Below are 26445 nucleotides of genomic sequence, written 5' to 3'. Positions count from 1 at the left end.
TCTGTGCATGAATCCTAACCAGTATGATGGCCTGCTGCAGAGGCCTTTTTTGGCTGAGCATTGGCATAAAGGAGTAGCTGCTGCTCTGGCGATTTGGCTGCCTGCATTTATGTGCGCTTACTACTTTCTGCACGACTTTGTGGCCGGTGCAGTTGGGTTTGCCACCACAGTTAGCCTAGCCATTATACTCGTTGTAGTAACCCAGTACGAAGGCTTCACACTTAACCTCACATCACTCCGCTACCGACGCTATACCTGGGTGGCTGGCTTGCGGTTTGGCCGCTGGTTGCCCCTACCCCCCATTGTACAGGTAACGGTTCGTTACGTTCAAAAAAATCATCATCTGCCGCTAGACAATCACCCGGCAGCAGTAGGCTTTACAGCTACTGAAAGAGTGTGGCAGGTTTTGCTGCGGGTAGAGCAGTCCCCGATAGGTATCGTTGTTGCAAATACACAGCAGGAAAAGGCACTCCACATCGCAAAAACGCTGGCTACATTACTCCATAGAGAAGTGGTTGTGCACTCCTAGACCAGTGCCACACATACCAGTAGGTTGAATAGCAATGAACGTAGCGCTCTGGACTGCTTTTTGAAGCAAGCATTAGTTGCTTTTTGTACGCGGTATAACCCCTACCTTTGCAGAATTCCTACTAGCGCCGGCCCTACGTTTGGTCAGTTGTTAGCTGATTTCCGGCAGGGCATTGGCTAACAAGCACCCACTCGGCTGTTCTGATTTCCATGCTGTCACCTGCTCTTTCTCCCTTTCCTACGCCTACTAGCTTCCCCCGCTTCCGCGACTCGGTGGAGCACTGGATGCGTCAGTTTCAGGACTGGCTCTGCCAACAGTTGGAAAATGCGGACGGCACCGGCACCTTCCAGGAAGATGCCTGGCAACACCACAGTGGAGGCGGTGGCCGCTCGCGCGTGCTGCTGGAAGGGAACATCATTGAGAAAGGCGGCGTCAACTTTTCAGCTGTAGAGGGCACCATGAGCGAGCACGCTGCCCGCGTGCTACTCATGCCCGACCCCAATTACTTCGCCACCGGCGTATCGGTGGTTCAGCACCCACGCAGCCCTAGGGCACCCATTTCGCACATGAACGTGCGCTACTTTGAGGCCGGCAATGGCGACGCTTGGTTTGGCGGCGGCCTGGATCTGACCCCGATTTACGTGGATCTGGAGCAGGCTCGCTGGTTTCATGAGCAGATTGCCGAAGTATGCGCCCGCCACAACCCGGCCTACTACCAGCGTTTTAAGGAGTGGGCCGATGAGTACTTTTTTGTAACGCACCGCCAAGAAACCCGCGGCGTGGGCGGCATTTTCTTTGACCGCCTCACGGTGGGCAAGGATGGCGACCAGGACGCGCTGTTTGCCTTCGTGCGGGAAGTAGGTGAAGTGTATGGGCGCACCTACACGGAGCTGCTGCGCCGCACTGCCGCGCTACCCTTTACGGAGCGTGAAAAGCAGTGGCAGCTGGTGCGCCGCGGCCGTTACGCCGAGTTCAACCTGGCCATTGACCGAGGTACGCGTTTTGGCCTGGAAACCGGCGGTCGCACCGAAAGTATTCTGATGAGCCTGCCACCCCTGGCCGCCTGGCACTATAATCTGCAACCCGAGCCCGGCTCGCCCGAAGCAACTACCCAACAGTGGTTGCGCAAAGGCGTGAACTGGCTAACCGACCCGCCTACTGCTGCTTGATCGAGCGACTTCAACACCTTGACCGTTGGCTTCTGGTAGCTGCCAACTCCTACCACGCTCCTCGCCTCGATGCCTGGATGGTATTCCTATCGGAACGCTTTGTGTGGTTTCCGGCCTACTTTGTTATTATAGTGGCGCTCTGCTACCTGTATGGCCGCCGGGCCCTGCTCCTGCTCCCAATGATTGGACTGAGTGTAGCCCTGTCCGACAGCATTTCCAGCCGCCTGTTTAAGCCCTACTTCGCCCGCCTACGCCCCTGCCACGACTCCGACCTTTCTACTACTTTGAACTTAGTGAATGGTTGCGGCGGGCAGTTCGGGTTTCTGTCGTCGCACGCGGCCAATGCCTTTTCGCTGGCCGTGTTTCTGTATTTGGTGCTCCCTAGCCGCTACCGCGTGGCCAAGGTGCTGCTGCTGGTATGGGCGGCGCTGGTGAGCTATAGCCGTATGTATCTGGCCGCGCACTACCCGTCTGATGTGCTGGCCGGCGCATTACTAGGGTCGTTGGTGGCCTGGGCCTGCGCCACCGCTTACCACCGGCTGGCAGCACGTTGGTGGCCTCAGCTTATGGCCAAAGAATCGACAGCAATCTGATAACCAAGCCAAAAGCCCCTGGCACCATATGGTGCCAGGGGCTTTTGATAAGCTAGTATTACTTGGCAGGTTTGCGGTTGCCGGTGTGGCCGTCGCCTTGGTCACCTTGGCCGGGCTTGCTGGTTACTTTGGAGTTATGGCGGTCATCTTGGGAAAGAGAGCGGTTCAGGTCCACGGAACTCGTGAACTCGCCTTTCTCATTGCGGCGCACGTAGCGCTTATCACCCGGAGTGGGCTCAACTAATTCGCGTTTCGACATGGCGTTGGGTTGGAAGGTGGATAAAAATCATACGCAACCCAATCCTGCTGGTTTGCCTATTTACCCAGCAATTTTGCCACGTACTTACCCACAATATCAAACTCCAGATTCACGCGGTGACCGGGCTGCAGGTCCTGAAACGTGGTGTGTTCATAGGTATACGGGATGATAGCCACGCTAAAGCCGTCGTCGGTGCTATTAAAGCAGGTGAGACTGGTGCCGTTGATGCAGATAGAGCCCTTTTCTACGGTTACGCGCCCAGGGCCGGGCTCATGCCGGAACCGGTACAGCCAGGAGCCGTTCTGGTCCTCTACTGCTTCGCACTCGGCTGTAAGGTCCACGTGGCCCTGCACAATGTGGCCATCAAAGCGGCCGTTGGCGGCCAGGCACCGCTCCAGATTTACGCGCTTGCCGGGCGCCCACTGGCTGAGGTTGGTTTTCTGCAGGGTCTCGTCGATGGCCGTTACCACGTGCGTACCGGCCATACCGTCTACGGCTACTACGGTCAGGCACACGCCATCGTGGGCCACGCTTTGATCAATCTTTAGCTCTGAGGCAAAGCTGGAAGCTACCGTAAAATGAATGTTGGTGCCTTCGCGCTGCACGTCCCGGATGGTGCCCAGGGTTTCTATGATGCCAGTAAACACGTACTAAATCAACTGAATGTGAAAGATATGCTGAGTACAGAACAAGCAAACAGGCAGGACGAAGAAATTGATTTGAGCGGCGGTCAACAGCAGTTGCTATTGCCCCCATTTCAATGTCAAAAGCCGCTATTTTCCTCGACCTTCGATGATGATTTTGAGCGTGTATAGCACCACCCGAAAGTCCATGGCCAGGCTCATGTTCTCGATGTAGAGGATGTCGTACTTCAGCCGGTCCACCATTTGCGGAACGGTTTCGGCGTAGCCGTATTTCACCTGGCCCAGGCTGGTGAGGCCAGGACGCACGCGGTGCAGATGGCGGTAATGCGGCGCTACCTGCATAATCTGGTTGATGAAATACTGCCGCTCGGGTCGGGGGCCCACAATGCTCATATCCCCCTTAATCACGTTCCAGAACTGGGGCAGCTCATCTAGCCTTACCCGGCGCATAAACCGCCCCCAGGGCGTAATGCGGGGGTCGAAGTCAGAAGACAACGCTGGCCCGGCTTTTTCCGCATCCTGGTACATGGAGCGGAATTTATAGATGAAAAATGGCTTGCCGAAGCGGCCGATTCGCTCTTGAGAATAAAACACCGGCCCCGGCGACGAAAGCCGGACCATAACGGCCACAAAGGCATACACCGGCCAGGCCAGCAGCAGAAACAGCACGGAAACACTCACATCCAGCCCACGCTTCACGGCCCGTTGCCAGGGCGGCAGCAAATCCTGCTTGATTTCAATCAGAGGCGTGCCGAATACATGGCTGACCTTCACGGAGCCCAGCAACAGCTGGTAAAGGTCGGGCAGGATGCTGACCCGGGCGGGCGTGCCTTCCAGCAGCGTCAGAATTTCTTCCGTAATACGATGCTCCGAGGGCTCAATGGCAATGATAACCTGCTCTACCTGCAGCTCCTGAATTAGGCCAGGCAAGTATTGATACGTGCTGCAGGTAGGCAACTCGGCAGCCAGCTGCTCATCTACCGCATCGCCTAGGGGTGAGAACCCAATCAACCGCAGGCCGAGGTGCTTTCCGGTACTGCGCAGCTCCAGGCAAGTGGTGCGGGCCAAGGACCCGGAGCCCACCAACAGCGTGTTGAACGTGATAATGCCACCCCGCACCAGACGCTGAATACTGCTCACGGCCCACACCCGGACAATTGCCGCAATGCTGAAATGCAGAAAGAAATACGCCGTGATGGTTTTGTAGTAGCTGTGGTAGTTCTGCACGCCCTGGTCATCGAGCAGCAGCACAAAGAAGATGATGATGGCGCCCAGCAACGACACGCGCCCTAGGCGGATAATTTCGCCCAACCGGGATTTACGGAAAATGTCGGTGTACTCTCCAATCAGGGCGTAAAGTCCCGTCCAGAAAACGGCAATCATCAGGGCGGAGCCCGAGAGAAACACGGCATCAGCCGAAAAGCGGTAGTCCGGGTTTATTTCGCTCAGTAGGTACTTGCGCAGCAGAAAAAAACATACCCACGCGAACAAGGCTGCACCGAAGTCGGCGGCTATCAGCTTCAGTTTTTGGAGAGTACGAATCAAGGGAGTTAAAACAAACCAGTAAAGCCGGCGCCGGGAATACTTTTGTGGCCCGGAAGCCGTAATTTTGCAATTCATCGGGGCTTTGGTAGCCCGCGGAGCTGATAGGGGGTAGTGGCGCAAAGGTAGAAATTACCCGCAATCTGTGAAGCTGCCGGTTTCCCTCATTTTCAGCTTGCTCCCCCTAGCAACGCCCTAACTTACCTGAACCATGCACGCTGACACGTACCGCCACAGAGGAATGCGCCGCACCCTGGTGGAGGAACTGCAGCGCAAAGGCATCCGCGACGAACGGGTGCTGGCAGCTATTGGTACGGTGCCGCGCCACTTGTTTTTTGAAACCGCTTTCCAGCCCCACGCCTACCAGGACAAAGCTTTCCCGATTGGCGAAGGCCAGACGATTTCACAGCCCTACACGGTAGCCTACCAGACCGAGCTGCTGCAGGTACAACCCGGCGAGCGGGTATTAGAAATTGGAACGGGCTCGGGCTACCAATGCTGTGTGCTGCTGGAGCTTACCCCGAACGTATTCAGCATTGAGTATAATCCGGTGTTGTTTGAGCGAACCGCCCGCCGGCTGGCGGCCATGCACCGGCATGCGCACCTGTTTTGCGGCGATGGCTCGTTGGGCCTGCCTGCACATGCGCCTTTTGATAAGATTCTGGTAACGGCCGGCTCGCCGACCCTGCCCCGCCCGCTTTTGCGCCAGTTGCGGATTGGCGGAGCCCTAGTAATTCCGGTGGGCGACGAGCACTCCCAGCGCATGATGCGGGTAGTGCGCGAAAGTGAGGAGGAATTCTCGCGCCAAGTGCTCGAGGAATTCCGGTTTGTGCCGCTACTGGGCCAGGCCGGCTGGGGAAAATAACTGCAAAAGGTTGCCGGTAGCGTAGCCTCGCTTTCGCTCAATCCCGGGCGACTGCCCTACCTTTGCGGCTCTACTCTCTGACTATACCTAGCACATGCTGCGCAAACAAAAGCCCGTTAAAGACTCGTTCGTCCGGATGACTGAGCTAGTCCTGCCCAACGACACGAACACGCTGAACAACCTGATGGGCGGCCGAATGATGCACCTGATGGACGTAGCGGCCGCCATTTCGGCCCAGCGCCACTCCAACCGCATCGTGGTAACGGCTTCCGTTGATAACGTATCATTTCGGGAGGGAATCAAGCTGGGTAGCGTAGTGACACTGGAAGCCCAGGTAACCCGCTCCTTCAGCTCTTCCATGGAAGTACACATCAACGTGTGGGCCGAAGACATTCCGAGCGGCACCAAAATCAAGTCCAACGAAGCGTTCTTCACCTTTGTGGCAGTAGACCAGTCGGGCCGGCCGATTGACGTGCCGGAAGCCGTACCGGAGACGGAAGAAGAAATCAGCCTCTACGACGGGGCCCTGCGCCGGCGGCAGTTGCGCCTGGTGCTGGGCGGCCGCATGCACCCGCACGAGGCCACTGAGCTAAAAGCCCTCTTTGAACTGGAATAAGCAAAACCAGTAGGGAAAGCAGCGGATTGTTGTATTTTCAGCAACCGATTTTCTGCTCCCTAGCAACGCACTATGGATACCGCCGCCAACCTCGCCTTCTTCCAGAATTTCTATACCGATACGTCGTTATACGTAGTGGCGGAACCGAGTGCAGCTCCGGTGTCCGTGCCGGCTGTAGCAGCCGCGCCAATTGGCGCAGCTGCTGTACCGCAACCCTTTGTGGCTACTACCCCTGCTCCTGCCGCAAACCCCACGCCGGTTGCCGCGGCTCCGGTAGCAAGTGCCGCGGTGGGCGCACCACTTCCGCCGGAACGCAGGCCTAGTGCGCCCGCCGTGCCGCCCGTGGCCGCCGCGCCTCTTCCGGCGCCGGTCGTGGTACCTGCTGCACCTGTGCCTACGCCGCCTCCTGCTCCTACGCCTCCGGTCGTGACGCCGGAGGCGGCACGGCTGCCTACTACCCTCACGCTGGCCGCATTGCCTGCTGCCGCACAGGCTCCGGCAGGCCGGGTGCAGCCTACGCCCACGCAGTCGCCGGTGGCGCACATTCCGTTCTCCACGCTGGGCAGCAACGCCAACGGCCTTATTATTCTGGTACGTTTGCCGGCCGAGCAGTTCCGCAAGCTGCCGCGCAATGTATTCTTGAACAACCTGCTAAAAGCGCTGCGCCTGATTGTGGAAGACGTGGTGCTGGTAAATGTGGAGCATGCCACCTTCCCCGTAGCGTTGTGCAGCCTGCGCCAGCACCTAGCAGCCCGTCAGTTTCTAGCGTTTGGCAAAAACCTGCTCGATGTGGCCGTGTACACCACCCAGCCCTATGAGCCGGTGCTGTTGTACGGGGATACGGCTTTTCTGGGGGCTAGCGAAATCAGTATGCTGGAATACGATGCCGGCCGCAAAAAGCAGCTGTGGCAAGCCGTACAGCGCATGTTTATGAGTTAAGCCAGCCTAGCGCCTGGTTGCCACACCGCACCAGGCGCGCAGCCGGTACTAAGTAAAAAGGCCCGCCATCTCTTGATGGCGGGCCTTTCTGTTACTAAAACCAAGCAGCTTACTTCAGCACGGAAGCCAGGGTGCTTTGCAGCTCTTCGCCGCGCAGGTTTTTGGCGATAATGCGACCTTGCGGATCAAGCAAATAGGACTGCGGAATGGATTTGATGCCGTAGGTTTGGCCGGCGGCACTTTCCCAGCCTTTCAGATCCGAAACGTGCGTCCAGCTCAGGCCGTCGTTCTGGATGGCTTTCAGCCATTTGCCCCGGTCCTGGTCAAACGATACGCTGTAGATTTCAAAGCCTTTACCTTTAAACTTGTTGTAGGCCTTCACCACATTGGGGTTCTCCTGGCGGCACGGGCCGCACCATGAGGCCCAGAAGTCTATGAGCACGTACTTGCCCCGCAGGCTGCTCAGGGCCACGGCTTTGCCATCGGGGCTGGCCAGGCTGATTTCAGGGGCTTGTACGCCAATGGCGGTGGTCCGAAGCGGTTCGAGGCGGGCCACCAAGTTCTTGGTGTAGCGCGACTCGGGACGAGTTTTCTTAACAGCGTTTGCTACGGAATCGGCCAGCGCGAAATGGTCATCGGGGTTTACCACGCTGCTCATCACGAACGCCGATACCACTGAGCCTGGGTTTTGGCGCACTAAGCGGGCAATGGAGGCAGAGCCGGCCTTCTGCATGGACATAGCCTTGGCTTGCAGGATGGCTATTGAGTCAGTGCGGTTTTGCTGGGCAGCTTGGTTAAAGCGCTGCTCCAGGCGCTGCATCTGCTCGCGCGAGGCTTGCAAGTTGAGGCTGAGCTTTTGCAGCATCTCGGAATCAGAGGAGCCTTTCACAGTGTAGCTCTGGCCCAGCTTCTGAGCGTCGCCGGACAGTTCTACTGTAGTGCCGTTTTCCAGGGCCAGCAGCACCTGATTCTGGTCGTTGAGCTTTACCTGATAGATACCCGCCTCGGGCAAGGCGCCTGAGAACCGGAATTGGCCTTTCTCATCTACCGTAGCCGTGTCGCGCGAGACAAACTGCGTTTCACCCAACTCAGCTAAATATACTTTGGTGCCAGCCGTAGCATTCTGCAGTTGGCCGTTCACTTGGTAGGAAGCCGCATCGCCGCCCGAGGCAGCGCTGGTAGTGGGGGTTGTATTCTTGTTGCAGGCGTTGGCCATACCTAGCAGGGCGCCCATGTAGAGAAGGCTCTTCATTTTGTGCATCATTCAGGAAGCAAGCCGGCGAAGGGCCGGCGTATGTTGGCAAAGGACGAGGAAACAGACCGCAAGTTGTCAATTTCAACCGGAATTGCGGACGAGGCAGCGACGTATTGTTACAGGTGAGGTGGCGCTTTGGTTCCGGTAAATCTTTTACTACCCCTCGTACCAGCCCAAACCGATGAACAGGCGACTAGCTGAACGGGTACTCCACCTATCACATGTAAGAAGGTTTCAGGCCGTAGCCACCCTAGCAAAGGCTAGCTACACCAGTAGGAATGCCGCTTTTTACGCATCTTGGCAGCTGAATTGCCGGAATCGGCTTCTTCACTTATACCTATTAGTATAGCTTATTATGGTTTCTGCCGCGCGCATTGTGGCCTTGCGAAAAAACAAAGGAATGTCGCAGGAGGTGCTGGCCGAAGAGTCGGGCGTGAGTTTGCGCACTATTCAGCGGGTAGAGCAAGGCGAAACCGTACCGCGGGGCCACACGGTGCAGGCGCTGGCGGCAGCCTTGGGCGTCCCCATCGAGGCCTTGCTACCCGAACCCGAGCCCAAGCCCATACCTGTTGCGCTTCCAGCCGCTGCTGCGCCAGCTCTTCGCCCCGACCGCTCGTATCTGGAGCTGCTTAACCTGAGCGCGCTCAGCTTCCTGGTTTTCCCGCTGCTTAATTTGGTGGTGCCGTTTCTGCTGTGGCGTAAGCGCCGCCACGATACAGAACTCGTAGCCGAAGTGGGGCGCCGCGTGCTGGGGTTTCAGGTGCTATGGCAGGTAGTGTGCTTCTTTCTGTACCTGCTGGCGGCCGGAGTTCAGGTGGTAGTGTTTCGCTATTTTCAAGTGTCGTTGCGCGGCCTGTTTCTGCTGGTTTTTCTCTTCACGTATACCCTTAATCTGCTCGTGGTGCTCTATAATGCCCGGCAGCTGAAGCAAGGAAACCTTAACCTATATCCTATTCGACTCTAGATGACCTAAGCATAAAATCCTGAATGACAGATAGTTAAATACAATGGCGGCAAAATGGCGGCAAAATGACGCAGGGCTGGAGGGGGAAAGGCCGGTAGTTTAGCACCGTCACATCACCCTACCTCCCTGCTATATGAAAACCGCATCCAAAGTTATCCTCACCGTACTAGGCCTGCTCCTCGTAAGCGGCGTATTCGGCTACGCGTACATTAAAAAGCGCTTCGAGCCCGCCCCCAACCAACTCGTTTTATCGGGCCAGCCAATCACTAGTTCCTTCGTGTGGCTAGCCGACAGCAGCGCCCGGCCCGTTATGCCTCACGCGGCGTTGCTGGTACCAGTTACCGTGCCCGGTTGCTCCCGTACGTGCTACCTGCAGTTTGACACGGGTGCTCCTTCCTCTCTGCTCTATGCCAAGTCACTGGCTGCTCTTCGCACCAGCTTCCCTGCTACGGGCACCACGCTCCTGCCGCAAGCCGATACGCTGCGCAACTTCCAGTTTGGGCTAGGCAATGGGCAGGTACAAGCCCGCTGGATGCGGGTATTGAACTACGGCACGAGCCAAGTGCCCGCTGATAGCACCACTCCTTTTATCCTGGGCACGCTGGGTGCCGACGTGCTGGATGGCCATGTGCTGGTACTCGACTACGCCCGCCAGCAGTTTTGCATTGCCGCAAGCCTAGCGGACAGCCTGCGTAACAGTGCAGTTTTTGTGCCGCTCAAGTTTGAGAGCCGCCGCGTAATGCTGGAGGCCGGGGTTCAAAACCAAACCAAGCCCTTGCTTTTCGACTCCGGTAGCAGCGCCTTTTCCCTGCTTACCAGTGAGACCAACTGGAAGGAACTGGCCCAACCGGCAGCCAAGGTGCGGATTGCCAGCGTGAACAACCTCGGCAAAAAGCTCACGTCCTACACCGTGCCTACTGCTGTAGCCTTGCAGTTCGGCGCTACGGCTTTGCCCCTGGGCACGGTCACCTACATCGAAGGCACCAGCCTGATGGAATCTACCCTGATGCGCTTCTCCGGCATGGGCGGCATGCTCGGCAACGAAATCTTCCGTAACCACACCATTATCCTCGACGCGCCGGGCGGGCGGTTCGGCGTAGTGCAACGCTAGGTCCACTTATGCCTCAAACCGGCTAGCATACTACATAGCTTCACTAGTAAAGCACACCTAGTAATACCGCCCCATAACTCGCTTTTATATAGTCATATATAACACAAAACCCATCAGCTTACAGCTGATGGGTTTTGTGTTAGGGCAAGGGTAGTAACCGTTACGCGTCCAGCTTCTGGCGCAGGAGTTGGTTGGCCAGTTTGGGGTCGGCTTTGCCGCCAGTCAGCTTCATGAGTTCTCCCATGAACATGCCAGTCAGGGATTTTTTACCGGCGCGGTACTCCGCTACTTTGGCGGGGTTGGCATCCAGCACCTGCTGAATTTTGGCTTCCAGCTCCCCGACATCCGACTGCTGCAACAAGCCCTGCGCTTCGGCCGCAGCGGCAGCTGTTTGCGTGTGGTTTTCGAGTAGGTACGGGAACAGCTGCTTGCTGGCAACCGAGTGGCCTACCTTGTTTTCGTCAATCAACTTAATGATGTCGGCCAGATGCTGGGGCGTGAGCGGGAACTGATCCAGCGTGAGGGCACGCTCATTCAGGTAGGCCTTTACGGGGCCGGTTACCCAGTTGGCGGCCGCTTTGGCGTTGGTAGTCAGGCGCGTGAGCTCATCAAAGTACAGCGCTACCTCTTTTTCTGCCGTCAGTACGTTGGCATCATAATCGGACAGGCCTAGCTCGCCGGTAAAGCGGGCATACAGCTGCTGGGGCAGCGCTGGTAGCTCGGCCTGCACGCGGTGCAGCCATTCATCATCGATGATAACCGGGGGCAGATCCGGCTCCGGGAAGTACCGGTAGTCGTTCATGGTCTCCTTGGAGCGCTGCCCGTTGGTAGTACCGGTCGTAGCGTCAAATCCGCGGGTTTCGCTGTCGATAACCTCGCCCGCTTCGGCCATCTGAATCTGCCGCTCAATTTCGTACTCAATGGCCCGCTGCACATTGCGGAAGGAGTTCATGTTCTTGACCTCCACCTTGGTACCGAACTGATCTGCACCTTTCAGCATCACCGAAATGTTGGCGTCGCAGCGTAAGGATCCTTCCTCCATGTTGCCGTCGCAGATGCCCAGATACTCTACCAGCTTCTTGATTTCGGCCAGGTAGGCGTAGGCCTCTTCCGCCGTCCGGATGTCCGGCTCCGACACGATTTCGATCAACGGCACGCCGGCGCGGTTCAGGTCCACCAGCGTTTCTACCTCACCCGCCAAGTGCATGCTCTTACCCGCATCCTCTTCCATGTGGATGCGGGTGATGCCGATTTTCTTCGTTGAGCCATCCTGCAGACGAATATCAACGTGGCCGGCTGTGCAGATCGGGGTTTTATCCTGGGTAATCTGGTAACCTTTGGGAAGGTCGGGATAGAAGTAGTTTTTACGCGCAAACAGGTTGTCGCGCCGGATCTGGCAGTTGGTAGCTAGGCCCATTTTCATGGCAAACTCCACCGCCGAGTAGTTCACGCGCGGCAGCGTGCCAGGGTGGCCTAGCGTGATAACGCTCAGATTATTATTAGGAAGCGCGCCATATTCATTCTCATCGGAAGAATACATCTTGCTGCGCGTGAGCAGCTGGGCGTGTACTTCGAGGCCAATGACGGGCTGGTATTTTGATTTGATGCTTTCGTCCATAGAAAAATTAGGCGGGTATGCCGCCGGGGCTGCAAGATAAACACTATCCGGCCGCCTCTACCAGACAACGAATCTATGAATGGTAAAAAGGCTTTATAACAGCACTGCCCGCATGTTAGTGCTGCCCTAAACGCTCGTCAATCTGCCGGATGAGCCCCCGGCTGTGCTGCATTACGCCGTGGTACTTCTTAATGATGAATGGGATATAATTACCGCGCAACAGGTAGTTCTGCATAGGCACCGTGCTGAGCACGGCCACCAGATTGTGCTGATCTGGTGCTAAATGCTCATCGAGGTAAGCCCCTACATGTTGCTCCTTATAGGAGGCGTAGCTGCCAGATTCCAGTAACAAACCAGGAATCAGCTCCTGATAATGGTCCAGAATACCAGCCTGCAGCTCTTCATTTTCTACTATATCTATTCCGCCAACCGATTTCAACCCTTCAAAGCGTGAGTTATTGGGAATCAGCACGGTAGTATTGCGAAGCGTCCAGTTATAGTAGCCTACGCTATCGGCCTGTTGCTTACCGGCCGCGAAAGCCAGGTAATAACGCATGCCCCGCATCTGGGTCACATACGATGTCGAGTCTTCGCTCATCTCCTTCAGGTCCTGCCGCAAATCCTGGCGCAGGCCCAGCAGAAACTTGCGCTCCTTTTCGCGCTCCAACGAATGCTCGTGCCAGCTGTGAAGCTGGATGGAGAGTGTAATGGCAAATACGATGATGCCGATTTCCAGCAAAATATCGGGTAAGCGCTGCCGCCATGTTTGCGTTGAGTGGCCGTGCTCCTCCATCCCCATGGCTTTTTTACCGTGCTTTTTAATCAGGTCGACTTCAATCATAACAAGATTTTGTCCACAAGGTAAGGTGTCGCCCAGATATGAAACAACTGGCTGCACGATGCTTTATCCGCGTGTGGATTGCTGGTCTGATTACATGTGCGCCTGCTCAAGCAGTTCGATTGCATTATTGAGTAGTAATAGCGGGATGCACGGGGCCTAAAAGTCAGGCTTCGGCCATTTCCTGGAGCTTAAAGTACTGCTCCATGTTCTCGACCGTAGCCGTGCGGGTGGCCGCCAGCAGGTCCACGGCTTTGTAATCCTCGGAGTACACCTTCAGCAACTGATACAGCGCCTCTATGGTCTGCTCCTTGAAGCCTTTGTCATCTTGGAAAGCAGGCAGCTTGGTTACTTTCTGCAGCGAGGCTTCTCTGGCATGTCGCCGGCTCAGGCACTGAGGCTACCCTGCCTTTTCTGGTTACGCGGGCGCTACCAACTTACTGAGCAATAGCTCAGCTACTACGTCGCCTTCGGGCAGGCCGCGCTGGCGCCAGAGCTCCACCCCGCGCTGCACCAGTACAAAACTAGGCAGCTCCACGGCCTGAAAGCTTTGAACTACGGTTGGATGGCTGGCTTCATCAATTCGTAGCACCCGCACAGCCGTACCCAGCCGTTGTTGCAGTGATGCCAGCAATAAGGCAATACCAGCCGGCGAATGGCCTTCCGCCCGGACTGCGGGAGGCAGCAGCACCAGCAACACAGCGGTTTCCGGCGACAGCGAGGTAGGAAGGGAAGACTGGATGGCAGGCATGACAGCAGGATAAGCAAGTAGCTGTAAAATTACTCCTCAAAGGCAGCGGCAGGTATGAGCATCGTCAGCAGCCCCAATGATAAAAGTCATCTGCCCGTGTATCTTACTAAAAATCAATGCTTACCCCTTTGGCACACCCCCTGGGCCCTGCTGGCAGAAGCAACCACAACCGTTGCCGCCGGCCCACATCAGCTGGCCACTAGGTTCACTGGTACATGCAAGGCACCCGGCTACTCAAACGTTTTTCCTGGCAAGGTGGGCGCTCTATAGGGCACTGTGTTACTAGGTCTCCTTTACTCCTGAGCCGGCAACACCATAATGGGTATTTCGCTGTGCAACAGCACTTTTGCCGTAACACTATGATGAAACAATTGCCCTAAGAAACTGCGACGCCTGGCAATCATTATTACTAAGTCAAACGCCTCGGCCCGGGCTTCCTGCAAAATACCCGTGGTGGGATCCACTGCCTCCAGGGTGCGCACCCGAATTGGCTCCAGATCAATACCCAGACCGGTTTGCACCACGGAGTCCAGCGCCTGATCTGCCTGCTGCTGGGTAGCCGGCCCTGGCGTTACGCGCAGCACCGTTACCTGGGCATGCAAAGCCGTGAGCAGCTGCCGGATGGCTCCCGCATGCTGCCCCAGCGTAAATTCATCCCCATCTACGGCCATCAGAATCCGGCGCGGCAGCGCGGGGTTGTGCACCATGTGCGGCACCACCAGCATGGGGTACGGCGCCACCCGCAAAATATCCAACGAGGTTGTCGATATGAGCTCATCTGGAGTACCTTCCGCGTCGGGCCGGCCCAGCACAACTAGGGTTGGCGTATGCCGGCTTACGGCATCGGCTACGGCAAACGCCACGCGCCCGTGCCCCACTTCTGCTACCACCGGCACCGATACGTCGCGGCTAATGCTGCTCAGCGCCATGTCAACGGCCTGTTTGCTCAGGCGGGAAAGCAGGCCCGTAAACATTTCCGCATCCAGCAGCGAGTCGCGGCGCACATGCAGCAGCACCAGCCGAGCGCCGAGCGGCGTGGCCAGGTTGGTGGCGTAGTCGAGGGCCCGATTAGCAGCCTGAAAAAAGTCGGTGAGAATGAGTAATGAAGGGACCATGAGAGCAAGAGCGACGGTAAAACCACAACAAAGAACTGCATCCCACCGGCTACTGCCCATGGGCAAGGTCAGGTAAAGTAACTGATCAATATCATATTCCGGCATGCTGCCTCTACCAGCATTCTAGTTCGGCAGATACATACGCAACGCCGTAGCCTTCCAAAGCACCCAGGCACAGCAACAGGCCGGATTTCTACCAAAAGGTAAACATCCGGCCTGTTGCTGTGCCTGGTATTTCTGTTAGCGGTTGGCGGCCTCAGGCTGACTAGGGCAATACACTAGCTCAGGGTGCGGCCGCAAACCTGCTACGCCCGAACCGGCTTCCTCTTCGGCTTTGCCGCTTGCCGGCACCTAGTACGGCCCCATATAGGCAGGCCCGTACTAGGTGCCGGCAAGCGGCAAACCGGTTTTAGTTAGGCAGTAACACCCAGATTGCCAGTAGGCTGAAAGGCAGTGCCCGCCTGTTAGTAGGCTAGCACAAACTCCCGATTCAGCTACCCAAGGCGGGTTCCATGTGGCTGCGTCCACTGCCGATGGTAGACCCACATAAGCTTAGCCAGCCCTATAAAGGCTACCCAGCGCATCAACATGCCCAGGGTGTGCCCCAGGTTATAGGCCGTAAAATGCCCCTTGAAGAGGGAGGTTGGACCCGTCAGGGCCTCCAGAACAGTTGGTGTGTAAGCCAAGAATTTCAGCAGAACAGTAGCGGCCAAAAACGGCAACAAGTAGCGCGTCAGCTTTTTCATAGATATTCCGGTAAGGATCCGTTGGATGTAGAAATATAGAGGTTAGTCGTTAAACACCGGAATGTACGTGGACTGGAAGTTATTGCCGGCCTGGTTATAAGCCACTACTAACTTCTGGTTTTGTGAGTTGTACATCGTGATAAACCCGTTGAATTTGTCGGCTTCAGCCTTGGTGAGGCGGTCCTTGCGCTCCATCAGGTCCTTCATCTGGGTCGCTTGGTTGGCGGAAAAGGCCGCGTAGAACTTCACCAGATTGCGGGCCGCGTCGCGGTACTGGGCATCTTTACCTCGAAAGGGTTTGATAGCTGTCAGCTCCGTCGTGGCAGTTTGTGCATCCTGCACCAGCTGCAGACGGGCCTGCTCAAACAAGGCCGCATCCTGGGCATTTAGCGCGTCGGTGAGGCGGGCGTTGGCCTTCTCGATGCGAAACTGTGCTAGGTACACCTTGTGTTGGTAGCTGTTCACCTCTGATACCTGGCGCATATAAACGGCCAGGCGTTTGCCCTCCGGGTCTTCTGAAATGGTCATGTTGTGGCGCTGAGCAAACCGCTTTTGCGCTGCATCCACAGAGTCATTCACGACCTGCATCTTGGCTTCGGCCATTTCCTGGAGCTTAAAGTACTGCTCCATGTTCTCGACCGTAGCCGTGCGGGTGGCCGCCAGCAGGTCCACTGCTTTGTAATCCTCGGAGTACACCTTCAGCAACTGATACAGCGCCTCCGTGGTCTGCTCCTTGAAGCCTTTGTCATCCTGGAAAGCAGGCAGCTTGGCGACTTTCTGCAGCGAGGCTTCTGTCTGCTTAATTAGGTCCTGGCGCTTGGCATCAATCTTCTTCGCGTTATCCGAGTGAGCCGATTTGCTGATGTAGCGCAGGTTTTTTTTGAGCATGGCCCGCTGCTCACTCACGATAAAGTTGTTGTAGGCGCCGGGGTCCGTGAAGGTTTGGGCCGAAGCCGAAGTGGCTACGCCAGTCAGCAAGCCGGCGGTAATCAGGAAAGTAGAAATGCGCATAGAATATGGGCAAGGGTGAAGAAAATACTAGCGTAAAGCAAACGTGACAGGAACTGAGTAGAAAACGGGCACGGCTTCCCCGTTCTGGCGGCCGGGCTCAAACCGGGGCAGGCTCTCAATGGCCCGCACGGCTTCCGCATCCAGTTCGGGCGAAACACCCTGTTGCACCCGCACGTAGCGCGCCTTACCCGTTTCGTCTACTACAAAAGTGGTAAATACTCGCCCCTGACGATTGTGCTTACGGGCTTCACGAGGGTAGCGAATGGTAGTGGCAATGTGCCAAAACAGAGCCGGCGCTCCACCGGGAAACTCAGGCATCTGCTCGGTATATTGGTACTGCGGACAGGCCGCCAACTCGCCGCTTTCGGCATAGCACTCGGCGCTGATTTCCTTGCCTTGCTCCCGCACCGATTTCTGCCGCATTCGGCCCTCGGCATCGAAGGTCAGATGCTCTTGGTGCTTTTTGGCTCCGGTACTGGTATTCAGTGCCGACATTTTGCCGTTGGCACGCCAATAAGTTGTCGTACTTAACGTATCGTTTGCGGTTGGCCAGGTAGTAGTGCAGGTGCGCACCAAACGCTTGGTAGTTACATAAAACACGCTATCCAGCCGGGACTGCCCTGGTAGTTCAGTTCGCTTCACCCGATATACTGCCTCCTCCTGTACAATGGCAGAATCAGGAAAGACGGTGTAGAACGTGGATTTAACGGGCAACACTTGCGCGTAACCAGAGGCTGCGCCTAGGCAAAGCCCTAGTGCAATAAGGGAGTACTTCACGAAAAATTAGGCGAACGAATTGTAACTGACAAATAAACGGGCGTTGTGCAGTAGTGGAGTCACTACCGCACAACGCCCGTTGGTCATTGGTCGGATGAACGGTCAAAAATACCGTCTTCCGCTTAAAATATAACTCTAGGCTAGGGCCTTGCTGATCAATTCTTCGGCTTTACCGATGGCGGTACTTAGCCCGGCTACGTTTTTGCCGCCAGCCGTGGCAAAGAACGGCTGCCCGCCGCCGCCACCCTGGATTTCCTTGGCCAGCTCACGCACCAAAGTGCTGGCATTGAGCTTGCCGCCTTTGGCCAGTTCATCGTCCAACATCACGGCCAACTGTGGCTTGCCATCTATTTCGGCACCTAGTACCGCTACCAGGTTGGGCACGGTTTGGCGCAGGTTGAAGGCTAGCGTTTTAAGGCCATCAGCCGACGAGGCCTGCACCTGAGCCGCCAGGAAGTTCACACCGTTCAGCGCTTTTACCTGACCGGCCAGCTGGTCTTTCTGCTGGTTGATGCTCTGCTGGGCGAATTGCTCGATCTGCTTGCGCAAGCCAGCAATTTCCTCGGTTTGCTTTTCGATGCTCGGGATGAGGTGCTGGGGGTTGCCCAGCGCCTCCCGTACCTGACCCAGCAAATCCAGCTGCTGGTTTACGAAGGCTTCGGCTGTCTCGGCAGTTACGGCCTCAATACGGCGTACGCCGGCACCTACGGCACTTTCCGAGGTAATTTTGAAGAAGCCAATGTCGCCGGTGGTACGCACGTGGGTGCCGCCGCACAATTCCACGGAGAATTCCCGGTCAAAGGTGATGACGCGCACGAACTCGCCGTACTTCTCGCCGAACAGGGCCGTAGCCCCCAGGTTCTTGGCCTCATCAATGGGTACGTTGCGGCGCTCATCCAGCGGAATCTGCTGACGGATGCGGGCATTTACTAGGGTCTCCACCTGGCGCAACTGGTCGTCGGTTACTTTGGTAAAGTGGCTGAAGTCAAAACGCAGCAATTTCTCATTCACTAGGGAGCCTTTCTGGGCCACGTGTGAGCCGACTACCTCGCGCAGGGCGGCCTGCAGCAAGTGCGTGGCGGTGTGGTTGCGCTGAATCTGGGCACGGCGGGCGTGGTCGTAGCGAGCCAGGAACTCGCCATTCACATCCTCGGGCAGTTCCAGTACGGTGTGCACGATGAGGTCGTTTTCCTTTTTAGTATCCAGCACGCGCACCTTGCTCAGCGGCGACTCCAGGTAGCCGGTGTCGCCGATCTGTCCGCCCGATTCGGCGTAGAACGGCGTCTGGTCGAGTACTACTTGGTATTCGGTTTTGCCTTTGCGGTCGGTGCGGCGGTAGCGCAGGATTCGGGCCGGAGCCTCCTCCTGGTCGTAGCCTACGAAAGCCGGCTGTTCTTCCGATTCGCGCACAATGGTCCAGTCGCTCTGCTCGGCCTCCTGGGCGTTGCGCGAGCGGTTTTTCTGGGCGTCCAGCTCTTTCTTGAAGCCTTCTTCATCTACCGTCAAACCCTTTTCGCGGGCAATGAGGGCGGTCAGGTCAAGCGGAAAACCGAAGGTATCCGACAGCTCAAAAGCGGTTTTACCATCGATGCGGTTGCCGTTCTGGCGGAAGCCTTCTTCTAGGGTCTCCAGGCGGCGCAGGCCGTTTTCCAGGGTTTTCAGGAAGGCAATTTCTTCCTCCTCAATCACGCGCTGCACAAACTGCTGCTGGGCCTTGAGCTCGGGGAAGATGTTGCGCATCTGGTCGGCCAGCACGGGCACCAACTTGTACAGGAAAGGATGCTTCTGGTTCAGCGACGAGAAGGCGTAGCGCACCGCGCGGCGCAGAATCCGGCGAATCACGTAGCCGGCCTTCACGTTGCTAGGCAGCTGACCATCGGCAATGGTGAAGGAAATCGTCCGGATGTGGTCGGCAATGACGCGGATGGCAATATCCGTTTTCTCGTTCTCGGTGGCGGGCTGGTCGTTCACGGTGGCCGGAGCCGTGCCGTGGTACTCTAGGCCTACCTCCTTGGCAATAAACTGGATAAGCGGCTGGAATACGTCCGTATCGTAGTTCGACTTCACACCCGATACGGCCATCATCAGGCGCTCGAAGCCCATGCCGGTATCTACGTGCTGAGCGGGCAGCTTCACCAGGCTCTTATCGGCCAGGCGCTGGAACTCCATGAACACGTTGTTCCACACTTCCACCACCTGCGGGTGGTCGGCGTTTACCAGCTCGCGGCCCGATTTCTGGGCTACCTCGGCCTCATCGCGGAGGTCAATGTGGATTTCGGTGCAGGGGCCGCAGGGACCGGTATCGCCCATTTCCCAGAAGTTGTCCTTCTTGTTGCCGGGCAGAATCCGGTCGTCGGTGGTGTACTGACGCCACAGGTCCTGGGTTTCGGTATCAGCGCCCAGGCCATCTCCTTTGTCACCTTCGAAGTAGGTCACGTAGAGGCGGTCTTTCGGCAGCTTATATACTTCTGTGAGCAGCTCCCAGGCCCAGGCAATGGCGTCTTTCTTAAAGTAGTCACCAAACGACCAGTTGCCGAGCATTTCGAACATGGTGTGGTGGTAGGTGTCGTAGCCTACCTCTTCCAGGTCGTTGTGCTTGCCCGATACGCGCAGGCACTTTTGAGTGTCGGCAATGCGCTTGAAGGGGGCAGGCTTATTACCGAGAAAGTAATCCTTGAACGGGGCCATGCCCGAGTTGATGAACAGCAGCGTGGGGTCGTCCTTCACCACAATGGGCGCCGAGGGCACGATGTGGTGGCCTTTGGAGGCGAAGAAATCCAGGAACTGCTGGCGGACGTGGCTGGCGGTGGGAAGTGACATGGGCTGTAACGGAAAGCGGGCTTCCCGATTCGTGAGGTTCGTTAAACATGGCCGGCGGAACCATTGGAATTGGCCGCGGCCGGGATTTTGGCTATTTTTCGCAATTAACCAGTAATTGCGCTTCCGGCAAAGGTAGCCGACCTGACTTGGAAAGCGAAACACCGGTGCTGGTGCTATTGCTCCCGCTGGCGCAGGCTCCCTGGGTTTCCGGTGCGGCCACTCTTCCCCCCTCGCGGACACATAACGTCCGTGCTACTACGTATACCATGCCTTACAAAGACCGCGAAATCGAGAAGCAATATTTCACCATTGGCGAGGTAGCGGCCCAGTTTAACGTGGCACCTTCCCTGATTCGCTTCTGGGAAACGGAGTTTGAGGAGCTGCGCCCGCGCAAGAGCAAGAAGGGTAACCGCCTCTACACGCCCCAGGACATCGACATCTTTCGCACGATTTACCACCTAGTAAAGGAGCGTGGCTACACCATTCCGGGTGCCCGCGACATGCTTAAGCAAAAAGGCCCGCAGCTGAAAGAGAAGATTGACGTGATTCAGAGCCTGGAGAAAATCCGCAAGTTCATGGTGACCATGAAGAAGGAGCTGGACGCTATTGGCAAGGCGCAGGGGTAGATGGAAACACCGAGCAGCTTACATAAAACGCCTATACCTAGTGAAACACTAGGAGCTGGGCTGACGATGTTTCTATTTACAATCCTGGCAGACCTAGCAGCTTTCATCTTCTCGTGTTTTCTGGGCAGCATCCATATCAGCCCTACTAACTTCGAGGAGGATGCTATTTACGCTAGATGGGTGGTCGTTTACTTGGCTGTATTCGTGCTGATTGGGCTGTGGATGTGTGTTAAACTAAAACGCCGTTGCTCGCCGCAACGTTTCTTAGGGTTAGTGGCTGGCTTTCTCCCATTACTTGCCCTAGAAAGCTATTTCATTTACTCGATTTATAGGTAATGGCTGACGACACTCTCCTGCACGAAGTCGCACTCACTCTATTTCCTACTATTGGGCCGCAGATGACGCGGCAGCTGATGAGCTACGGCGGCTCGGCCAAAAACGTGCTGCACCTGCCGCCGGGTAAGTTGCGCAAGATTCCGGGGGTAGGGCCGGCAACCGTAGCGATACTCACCGGTTCGGAACGTACAGCCGCGCTGAACCAGGCGGAGGCGGCCGTCAGGAAGGCCGAGAAAGACGGCGTGCAGCTGCTCTTTTACACCAGCAAGAAGTTTCCGGCGCGCCTCAAGCAATTGCCCGACGCGCCTACCCTACTTTACTACCAAGGCACCGCCGACCTGAACCACCCCAAAACCGTGGCCATTGTAGGCACGCGCCAAGCCACCGACTACGGCCGCGAGCAAACCGAACGTCTCATCAAAGGTGTTGTGGCGCATCAGCCGCTCATTGTTAGTGGTCTGGCGTATGGCATTGACATAGCTGCCCACCGCGCGGCCTTGCAGGAGGGCCTGGAAACCGTGGGCGTGATGGCCACCGGCCTTGATGTGCTGTACCCGGCAGCCCACCGCAAAACGGCCGAGAAAATGCTTACGCAGGGTGGTTTGCTTACTGAGTTTCCGTTTGGTACCCAGCCCGACAAGTACAACTTTCCTTCCCGCAACCGCATCATTGCTGGCTTATCCGATGGCACCGTGGTAGTGGAAGCCGCGCGCAAAGGCGGCGCCCTCATTACCGCCGACCTGGCCCAGGGCTACGACCGGGATGTGCTGGCCGTACCAGGCCCACTAGGCTCGCCGGCCTCGGAAGGCTGCCATGAGCTAATAAAAGCTAACAAAGCCGCCCTATATTCTGAGCCCAAAGATCTGGAAGAACTGCTCAACTGGGATGCGGCGCTGCACCTGAACGGCAAGTTCAAAACCCCAACTGCCTATCTGGCCGACGACTTTACCCCGGAAGAATTTAGTTTGATTACCGTACTGCAAGCCGCTCCCAACCGCGAAGAACACCTCGATACCCTATCCTGGAAAGCGCAGGTACCCGTTTATTCCAGCGCCTCGGTGCTCCTGGGGCTCGAGTTTCGGGGAGTGGTGAAAGCGCTGCCGGGTAAGCGGTTTGCGCTGGTATAGTCTTCAGCGAGTAGCTCCTTCTTTTTTCTGGCTTGGCGTTCATCGTGGCGCTTACTTTTGCTTTCGTGCTCCTATCCAACGGCCTTCTCGTTTCTGCTTCCGACTTTTCATTGACACTCCCGAACCGGGGGCTGTTTTTCAATGACGGTTTTTTTGAAACGCTGGTGTGGCAGGATGGCAGCATTCGGTATGGGCGGTACCATGTGCGGCGCATGCAGCGGGCTGCCGCCACGCTGGGCCTGGTGCTGCCCGCGGCCCTAGCAACGGAAGCTACGCTCACCGCTACCCTAGCCCCTCTGGCCGCCGCAACCGCTCCAGAAGCACCACCAGCCGTAGCACGACGGCTGCGTGTGCAGCTTTGGCGCAGCGGCGGTGGCTTATACATCCCCACTACTGATGCTTGTGAGTGGCTGGCTACTGCGCAGCCCTTTCAGGCGCTTGAGACCAGCATTTGTACCGCCGATTTTGCCCAAACCGTGCGCACCCACGCCTCCGCTGTTTCCTTTTGTAAAGGGCCGAATGCGCTTACCTATGTACTGGCAGCCCGCGAGCGGGAACAGCGTGGCCTTGATGAAGTTGTATTGCTCTCCGGCCAAGGCCATGTGGCCGAAACAGTTGCGGCAGCTATTGCCTGGCTTCAGAACGGGACCATTTACACGCCCTCCGAAGCAACCGGCTGCGTAGCCGGAACCCGGCTGGCGCATCTGCGCACCCACGCCCTCCAACTAGGTATCAAGTGGCAGGAAGGCCTATATCAACCCGGAGACCTATTGGCGGCTGAAGCCGTATTTACGGCCAACATTGCTGGTCTGCGCGCAGTGCAACAGCTGGGCTGTGTCCGCTTTAACTCCGAAACGCATCCACTGCTAGTGCAGCTGCGGGCTGCTGAAAAGAATTCCTAGAGCCACGCTGGGATTATACCCGCCCGCTGGGAAGTCGGCAACGCATCTGCAGCCAGCTTTCTTCAAATTCGGCTATATCGGCCTCCGTAACGTTGTTTTGGCACAACACTGACGCCCGGTCCCGATGGCCGGCGTCGAGAGAATACAAAGCAATCCAAACCCGTTGACGTCGGCTCAGCGCTGGCGAAACAGAAGCAGGGACATACAAACAGGATACCGCAGTCATAAACGTGACTGCGAAGTAAGCGCAAAATTGTATTTTATTATACAGCTATAACTATTTTTATTTTCAGGTAGGCGCTTATAGCATACTCACCCGGGAGCGAAACTGCAGCCAACTATCTGAAAACTCGGCCATATCCGCTTCCGTGATGCTGTTCTGCAGCAATACGTCACTCCTATTGGCACCGGCACCGGTACAGTTCAAGGAATATAATGCTACCCAGACCCGCTGTTGGCGGGTTAACGTTGTGGCTTTGATGAAAACGGGGATACTAGTAAATGTTCCATTCATAATCTTCGTACGTAAGCTCGTCAGTAAACAGCTTATACAATAAGTATATTTTTTCGCAAATATTTGTAAAATACAATTTCATAGCCCCCTTGCAAAGCTATATATATCTCACTAAAAGCCTTTTACGTTTTAAAATAAATTACCTAATAGAGAATATTGAGCTGCTACATAGCGAAAATACAGGCTGTATCCCTGTTCTCAGCAACTAGGTGCTCCACAGAACCAAATCCAATTCTCCGCTGGCACATCAGCTGACACCAAACGAGAAGACGGCTTTTGCGCGGCACTAGGCAACTTAGGTAAGCAAAGCCTTCACTCCTTCCCAAATTGCAAAAACAAGGAAAGTGACCAAAGGCAAGGCCACTACCACCGATAGCACATACTGCATATCGTGCGCCGCCTGTTTTCCCTGCTGCCACAACTCCCCTATACCAGCGGAGTGCGGCCGCACCTGCAGCCACCCACGCAGCAGTAGGTACGGCGACACGACAAATAGAAACAGGTACTTTAGCACTGTACCAACTAGGCGGAAAATACCGCCTCCTATTGCATCGGCAAAGGCATCCTCTAGAAAATCTTCCATCCGGCTAGGTCCACTTTACACCGCAACCGGCGCCTTAATAGCAGGCCATGGGTCATAGTTTTCCAGATTAAAGTCATCAAACTGAAAGCCAAAAATATCTTTTACTGCGGGGTTAAGGTGCATTTGGGGCAGCGGGCGCACCTGGCGCGCGAGCTGGGTGCGGGCCTGCTCAAGGTGGTTGCTGTACAGGTGGGTGTCGCCGCCGGTCCAGATGAACTCGCCGGGCTCTAGGCCTATTACTTGCGCCATCATGAGCGTCAGCAGCGCGTAGCTGGCAATATTGAAGGGCACACCCAAGAACACATCGGCGGAGCGCTGGTAGAGCTGGCAGCTAAGCTTGCCTTCGGCCACATAAAACTGCACTAGGGCATGGCAAGGCTGCAACTTCATCTGGGGCAAATCGGCCACGTTCCAGGCTGAGAGCACAATGCGGCGCGAGTCGGGTGTTTCGCGCAGCTGGCGCACAATGTTGCTGATCTGGTCGATGGTCTGGCCGTCGGGGCCGGTCCAGGCGCGCCATTGCTTGCCATACACAGGGCCCAGCTCGCCATTAGCGTCAGCCCACTCATCCCAGATGCTCACACCGTGCTCCTTGAGGTACGCAATGTTGGTATCGCCGCGCAAAAACCAGAGCAGCTCGTAAATGATACTTTTCAGATGCACTTTCTTCGTGGTCACCAGCGGAAACCCTTCCTGCAGATTAAAGCGCATCTGGTAGCCAAACACCGAGAGCGTTCCGGTGCCGGTGCGGTCGGTTTTCTGGGTGCCGTGGTCGAGGATGTGCTGCAGAAGGGTGTGGTACTGGATCATGAGAGGAAGGCTAACCTGAACAAGCTCAAAAGTAAGGAAAGCTGGCCTCTAGGACCCAAGCAGAGCGAATCTTTTACTGTTCGTTTGGCAGAAACTGCTTTCCGGCGTCCGTTTCGGCATAGTGTTTCAGTACCGCACAACGCGCTTGCAGAAAGCCTCGCAGGTAACGCTTCAGCACTAGCGCGTCGGTTAGCTGGCCCAGCCACCCTAGTGGCGACTCAAACTCAAAAACGTCGCGCATCACGGTGGCCGAGCCGTTCCACGTAAAATGATGTTCGTGGCGCATGCGTTTAAAGGCTCCTTGCTGCATCACATCCAGGAAATAATGCGGCGCCTTCAGCTCCGTGACCCGGCTGGTAAGTGTCTGCCAAACTCCAAAATGCCGGGCTCGAAAAGTTACAGAGTCTCCGAGTTTCAGCATGCCACTACGCACGCCGCCCACGATTTCTTCCCTGGTTTTGTGGGTTGATATAGTATGCAGATCTACGCTAAGTGCTAGCTGAAAGCAGATGTGTAAAGGTGCCTTAATTACAGTTTTCACTTCGATTGTGGGCATATATCACATATTTTGACACTACCTAGTATGTGCTAAACAAGCTTCCCTATAGGAAAGCAATTTCTGCTTCTCCGCTTTTTTCAGGTAGCTTTTGATTGGTAGATAGCTCAACTCTGCCGGGACGTTAACAGAGAAATAATTAGGCAAGTGGCTTCCCTCCCAGCTACACCCTAACCTCTCCAATTCCTGCTGTATACTTGCGGTTTGAGATGACTGATAGCATACAATCTGCAAAGTTGAGTTTCCGGATTCTTCCACTAAGTTCTTAACAACTAGTTGCCCAGCTTCATCTTCTGCGTACACTACATCGCCCAAGGCATAACTAGTTAAAAAGAAGGGAATATTATCAAGCTTGTACCATCCTTGCTGCTGGTCCACAATTATGGACCAGCAGCTCTCTACATAGTCAGTGTCAAGAACTGTGTTAAAAAACCGGAAGTGAATCTTGGTTCTATGCACCATTTACATATTGTTAACTATATAAAAAGCCTCATCCAGTGTTATGAATGAGGCTTTTTGATTGAAATAGGCCGTTAACTACAGCGACTTCACCGGCGTAGCGGCCGGAGTTGGCGCTACGGCCGCGGTTTTGGTGTCTTTCTTCATGCAGCACGACGGGGTACCGGTAGTAGCCCCCGTTTTGGCGCAGGTGGCTTTCATCTCGGTGGTGCAGGCTTCTTTCTTGCTTTTTTTGGCTTTGCCATCCTTCGTGCCATCGTGGGCAGCGGCCGAACCAGCAAAGGCAAACAGGGCGAGGGCAAGCAGTGCGTTTTTCATGCGTAGAGAATCAGGAGGTGAAAGAAACAAAAGCGGGAAAATGGCGGTTGGC

Annotated in this window: 28 protein-coding genes; 11 read left to right on the top strand and 17 right to left on the bottom strand. The window is 56.0% G+C overall.

All coding sequences use genetic code 11. The features are described 5' to 3' along the window. Positions 1 to 7: 7 nt before the first annotated feature. From ACYVHC_RS00900 to ACYVHC_RS00890, 3 genes are all read left to right on the top strand, one after another. A complete protein-coding gene (locus tag ACYVHC_RS00900) occupies positions 8 to 529 on the top strand; it encodes a hypothetical protein (protein ID WP_460611775.1) in 522 nt (173 codons plus the stop codon). Between the two features lie 209 nt (positions 530 to 738). Beyond that, a complete protein-coding gene (hemF, locus tag ACYVHC_RS00895) occupies positions 739 to 1698 on the top strand; it encodes an oxygen-dependent coproporphyrinogen-III oxidase (RefSeq protein WP_460611774.1) in 960 nt (319 codons plus the stop codon). Beyond that, positions 1695 to 2291, top strand: a complete 597-nt coding sequence (locus ACYVHC_RS00890; RefSeq protein ID WP_460611773.1) for a phosphatase PAP2 family protein — start codon at positions 1695 to 1697, stop codon at positions 2289 to 2291. The genes hemF and ACYVHC_RS00890 overlap by 4 nt, the downstream gene beginning before the upstream one ends. A gap of 58 nt (positions 2292 to 2349) precedes the next feature. On the opposite strand, the gene ACYVHC_RS00885 is transcribed toward ACYVHC_RS00890, so the two are convergent. The 3 genes from ACYVHC_RS00885 to ACYVHC_RS00875 all read right to left on the bottom strand — a co-directional run bounded on the left by ACYVHC_RS00885 (position 2350) and on the right by ACYVHC_RS00875 (position 4739). Beyond that, positions 2350 to 2550 carry a hypothetical protein gene (locus ACYVHC_RS00885; protein ID WP_460611772.1) on the bottom strand — a complete coding sequence of 67 codons (201 nt, stop codon included), beginning with the start codon at positions 2548 to 2550 and terminating at the stop codon, positions 2350 to 2352. 56 nt (positions 2551 to 2606) lie between these two features. After that, entirely contained in the window at positions 2607 to 3197 is a 591-nt protein-coding gene (locus ACYVHC_RS00880; RefSeq protein WP_460611771.1) for a riboflavin synthase, read from the bottom strand. 126 nt (positions 3198 to 3323) lie between these two features. Continuing rightward, positions 3324 to 4739, bottom strand: coding sequence for a sugar transferase (locus ACYVHC_RS00875; RefSeq protein WP_460611770.1), 1416 nt, complete (start codon positions 4737 to 4739; stop codon positions 3324 to 3326). 208 nt (positions 4740 to 4947) lie between these two features. Between ACYVHC_RS00875 and ACYVHC_RS00870 the strand changes: the two genes are divergently transcribed. The 3 genes from ACYVHC_RS00870 (at position 4948) to ACYVHC_RS00860 (ending at position 7156) form a co-directional block, all read left to right on the top strand. Then, positions 4948 to 5601 (top strand): protein-L-isoaspartate(D-aspartate) O-methyltransferase, encoded by a 654-nt coding sequence (locus tag ACYVHC_RS00870; protein ID WP_460611769.1) that lies wholly within the window; start codon positions 4948 to 4950, stop codon positions 5599 to 5601. A 94-nt stretch (positions 5602 to 5695) separates the two neighbouring features. Continuing rightward, positions 5696 to 6217 (top strand): acyl-CoA thioesterase, encoded by a 522-nt coding sequence (locus ACYVHC_RS00865; RefSeq protein WP_460611768.1) that lies wholly within the window; start codon positions 5696 to 5698, stop codon positions 6215 to 6217. 72 nt (positions 6218 to 6289) lie between these two features. Beyond that, the gene (locus tag ACYVHC_RS00860; protein ID WP_460611767.1) at positions 6290 to 7156 is read left to right on the top strand and encodes a hypothetical protein; all 867 of its coding nucleotides are present in this window, start codon (positions 6290 to 6292) and stop codon (positions 7154 to 7156) included. A 109-nt stretch (positions 7157 to 7265) separates the two neighbouring features. Here the strand turns inward: ACYVHC_RS00860 and ACYVHC_RS00855 are convergent, their stop codons facing one another. Beyond that, a complete protein-coding gene (locus ACYVHC_RS00855) occupies positions 7266 to 8408 on the bottom strand; it encodes a redoxin domain-containing protein (RefSeq protein ID WP_460611766.1) in 1143 nt (380 codons plus the stop codon). A 358-nt stretch (positions 8409 to 8766) separates the two neighbouring features. Here ACYVHC_RS00855 and ACYVHC_RS00850 point away from each other — a divergent pair, with 358 nt between their 5' ends. Continuing rightward, positions 8767 to 9375: a helix-turn-helix domain-containing protein gene (locus ACYVHC_RS00850; RefSeq protein ID WP_460611765.1), complete on the top strand. Its 609-nt coding sequence runs from the start codon at positions 8767 to 8769 to the stop codon at positions 9373 to 9375. A gap of 133 nt (positions 9376 to 9508) precedes the next feature. Continuing rightward, positions 9509 to 10486: a hypothetical protein gene (locus ACYVHC_RS00845; RefSeq protein ID WP_460611764.1), complete on the top strand. Its 978-nt coding sequence runs from the start codon at positions 9509 to 9511 to the stop codon at positions 10484 to 10486. A gap of 160 nt (positions 10487 to 10646) precedes the next feature. Here the strand turns inward: ACYVHC_RS00845 and gatB are convergent, their stop codons facing one another. The 8 genes from gatB to alaS form a co-directional block, all read right to left on the bottom strand. Next, entirely contained in the window at positions 10647 to 12104 is a 1458-nt protein-coding gene (gene gatB, locus ACYVHC_RS00840; RefSeq protein WP_460611763.1) for an Asp-tRNA(Asn)/Glu-tRNA(Gln) amidotransferase subunit GatB, read from the bottom strand. Between the two features lie 115 nt (positions 12105 to 12219). After that, entirely contained in the window at positions 12220 to 12945 is a 726-nt protein-coding gene (locus ACYVHC_RS00835; protein ID WP_460611762.1) for a hypothetical protein, read from the bottom strand. A 415-nt stretch (positions 12946 to 13360) separates the two neighbouring features. Next, entirely contained in the window at positions 13361 to 13693 is a 333-nt protein-coding gene (locus ACYVHC_RS00830; RefSeq protein WP_460611761.1) for a hypothetical protein, read from the bottom strand. 293 nt (positions 13694 to 13986) lie between these two features. Beyond that, a complete protein-coding gene (locus tag ACYVHC_RS00825; protein WP_460611760.1) occupies positions 13987 to 14808 on the bottom strand; it encodes a universal stress protein in 822 nt (273 codons plus the stop codon). Positions 14809 to 15302: 494 nt separating this feature from the next. Next, a complete protein-coding gene (locus ACYVHC_RS00820) occupies positions 15303 to 15554 on the bottom strand; it encodes a hypothetical protein (protein ID WP_460611759.1) in 252 nt (83 codons plus the stop codon). A gap of 42 nt (positions 15555 to 15596) precedes the next feature. Beyond that, positions 15597 to 16565 (bottom strand): LIC11966 family surface protein, encoded by a 969-nt coding sequence (locus tag ACYVHC_RS00815; RefSeq protein ID WP_460611758.1) that lies wholly within the window; start codon positions 16563 to 16565, stop codon positions 15597 to 15599. Positions 16566 to 16592: 27 nt separating this feature from the next. Beyond that, on the bottom strand, positions 16593 to 17342 hold the full coding sequence (locus ACYVHC_RS00810; protein ID WP_460611757.1) for an energy transducer TonB: 750 nt from the start codon (positions 17340 to 17342) through the stop codon (positions 16593 to 16595). A 135-nt stretch (positions 17343 to 17477) separates the two neighbouring features. Then, the gene (gene alaS, locus ACYVHC_RS00805; RefSeq protein ID WP_460611756.1) at positions 17478 to 20162 is read right to left on the bottom strand and encodes an alanine--tRNA ligase; all 2685 of its coding nucleotides are present in this window, start codon (positions 20160 to 20162) and stop codon (positions 17478 to 17480) included. A gap of 266 nt (positions 20163 to 20428) precedes the next feature. Between alaS and ACYVHC_RS00800 the strand changes: the two genes are divergently transcribed. The 3 genes from ACYVHC_RS00800 (at position 20429) to ACYVHC_RS00790 (ending at position 23153) form a co-directional block, all read left to right on the top strand. Next, complete coding sequence (locus ACYVHC_RS00800) at positions 20429 to 20788, top strand: MerR family transcriptional regulator (protein ID WP_460611755.1); 360 nt, start codon at positions 20429 to 20431, stop codon at positions 20786 to 20788. Between the two features lie 335 nt (positions 20789 to 21123). Beyond that, entirely contained in the window at positions 21124 to 22251 is a 1128-nt protein-coding gene (gene dprA / locus ACYVHC_RS00795) for a DNA-processing protein DprA (protein ID WP_460611754.1), read from the top strand. A gap of 65 nt (positions 22252 to 22316) precedes the next feature. Further along, positions 22317 to 23153 carry an aminotransferase class IV gene (locus tag ACYVHC_RS00790; protein ID WP_460611753.1) on the top strand — a complete coding sequence of 279 codons (837 nt, stop codon included), beginning with the start codon at positions 22317 to 22319 and terminating at the stop codon, positions 23151 to 23153. An 809-nt stretch (positions 23154 to 23962) separates the two neighbouring features. Here the strand turns inward: ACYVHC_RS00790 and ACYVHC_RS00785 are convergent. From ACYVHC_RS00785 to ACYVHC_RS00765, 5 genes are all read right to left on the bottom strand, one after another. Further along, positions 23963 to 24250 carry a hypothetical protein gene (locus ACYVHC_RS00785; RefSeq protein ID WP_460611752.1) on the bottom strand — a complete coding sequence of 96 codons (288 nt, stop codon included), beginning with the start codon at positions 24248 to 24250 and terminating at the stop codon, positions 23963 to 23965. A 15-nt stretch (positions 24251 to 24265) separates the two neighbouring features. After that, positions 24266 to 25060: a thymidylate synthase gene (locus tag ACYVHC_RS00780; protein ID WP_460611751.1), complete on the bottom strand. Its 795-nt coding sequence runs from the start codon at positions 25058 to 25060 to the stop codon at positions 24266 to 24268. A 73-nt stretch (positions 25061 to 25133) separates the two neighbouring features. Next, positions 25134 to 25616 carry an SRPBCC family protein gene (locus ACYVHC_RS00775; protein WP_460611750.1) on the bottom strand — a complete coding sequence of 161 codons (483 nt, stop codon included), beginning with the start codon at positions 25614 to 25616 and terminating at the stop codon, positions 25134 to 25136. Between the two features lie 18 nt (positions 25617 to 25634). Continuing rightward, a complete protein-coding gene (locus ACYVHC_RS00770) occupies positions 25635 to 26078 on the bottom strand; it encodes a DUF4265 domain-containing protein (RefSeq protein ID WP_460611749.1) in 444 nt (147 codons plus the stop codon). Between the two features lie 75 nt (positions 26079 to 26153). Continuing rightward, positions 26154 to 26393, bottom strand: coding sequence for a hypothetical protein (locus ACYVHC_RS00765; protein ID WP_460611748.1), 240 nt, complete (start codon positions 26391 to 26393; stop codon positions 26154 to 26156). Positions 26394 to 26445: the final 52 nt, after the last annotated feature.

It is taken from the genome of Hymenobacter seoulensis (assembly GCF_054780535.1).
Note: the sequence above shows the minus strand (reverse complement) of the source record. Positions and strands in the feature narration are given on the sequence as shown.

Coding starts and splice junctions, on each gene's coding strand:
- dprA (WP_460611754.1), top strand. CDS start 21,124: ATGGCTGACGACACTCTCCTGCACGAAGTCGCACTCACTCTATTTCCT.
- ACYVHC_RS00900 (WP_460611775.1), top strand. CDS start 8: ATGAATCCTAACCAGTATGATGGCCTGCTGCAGAGGCCTTTTTTGGCT.
- ACYVHC_RS00780 (WP_460611751.1), bottom strand. CDS start 25,060: ATGATCCAGTACCACACCCTTCTGCAGCACATCCTCGACCACGGCACC.
- ACYVHC_RS00845 (WP_460611764.1), top strand. CDS start 9,509: ATGAAAACCGCATCCAAAGTTATCCTCACCGTACTAGGCCTGCTCCTC.
- ACYVHC_RS00765 (WP_460611748.1), bottom strand. CDS start 26,393: ATGAAAAACGCACTGCTTGCCCTCGCCCTGTTTGCCTTTGCTGGTTCG.
- ACYVHC_RS00850 (WP_460611765.1), top strand. CDS start 8,767: ATGGTTTCTGCCGCGCGCATTGTGGCCTTGCGAAAAAACAAAGGAATG.
- ACYVHC_RS00860 (WP_460611767.1), top strand. CDS start 6,290: ATGGATACCGCCGCCAACCTCGCCTTCTTCCAGAATTTCTATACCGAT.
- ACYVHC_RS00775 (WP_460611750.1), bottom strand. CDS start 25,616: ATGCCCACAATCGAAGTGAAAACTGTAATTAAGGCACCTTTACACATC.
- ACYVHC_RS00865 (WP_460611768.1), top strand. CDS start 5,696: ATGCTGCGCAAACAAAAGCCCGTTAAAGACTCGTTCGTCCGGATGACT.
- ACYVHC_RS00855 (WP_460611766.1), bottom strand. CDS start 8,408: ATGAAGAGCCTTCTCTACATGGGCGCCCTGCTAGGTATGGCCAACGCC.
- ACYVHC_RS00825 (WP_460611760.1), bottom strand. CDS start 14,808: ATGGTCCCTTCATTACTCATTCTCACCGACTTTTTTCAGGCTGCTAAT.
- ACYVHC_RS00770 (WP_460611749.1), bottom strand. CDS start 26,078: ATGGTGCATAGAACCAAGATTCACTTCCGGTTTTTTAACACAGTTCTT.
- ACYVHC_RS00785 (WP_460611752.1), bottom strand. CDS start 24,250: ATGGAAGATTTTCTAGAGGATGCCTTTGCCGATGCAATAGGAGGCGGT.
- ACYVHC_RS00820 (WP_460611759.1), bottom strand. CDS start 15,554: ATGAAAAAGCTGACGCGCTACTTGTTGCCGTTTTTGGCCGCTACTGTT.
- ACYVHC_RS00800 (WP_460611755.1), top strand. CDS start 20,429: ATGCCTTACAAAGACCGCGAAATCGAGAAGCAATATTTCACCATTGGC.
- ACYVHC_RS00885 (WP_460611772.1), bottom strand. CDS start 2,550: ATGTCGAAACGCGAATTAGTTGAGCCCACTCCGGGTGATAAGCGCTAC.
- alaS (WP_460611756.1), bottom strand. CDS start 20,162: ATGTCACTTCCCACCGCCAGCCACGTCCGCCAGCAGTTCCTGGATTTC.
- gatB (WP_460611763.1), bottom strand. CDS start 12,104: ATGGACGAAAGCATCAAATCAAAATACCAGCCCGTCATTGGCCTCGAA.
- ACYVHC_RS00870 (WP_460611769.1), top strand. CDS start 4,948: ATGCACGCTGACACGTACCGCCACAGAGGAATGCGCCGCACCCTGGTG.
- hemF (WP_460611774.1), top strand. CDS start 739: ATGCTGTCACCTGCTCTTTCTCCCTTTCCTACGCCTACTAGCTTCCCC.
- ACYVHC_RS00835 (WP_460611762.1), bottom strand. CDS start 12,945: ATGATTGAAGTCGACCTGATTAAAAAGCACGGTAAAAAAGCCATGGGG.
- ACYVHC_RS00830 (WP_460611761.1), bottom strand. CDS start 13,693: ATGCCTGCCATCCAGTCTTCCCTTCCTACCTCGCTGTCGCCGGAAACC.
- ACYVHC_RS00815 (WP_460611758.1), bottom strand. CDS start 16,565: ATGCGCATTTCTACTTTCCTGATTACCGCCGGCTTGCTGACTGGCGTA.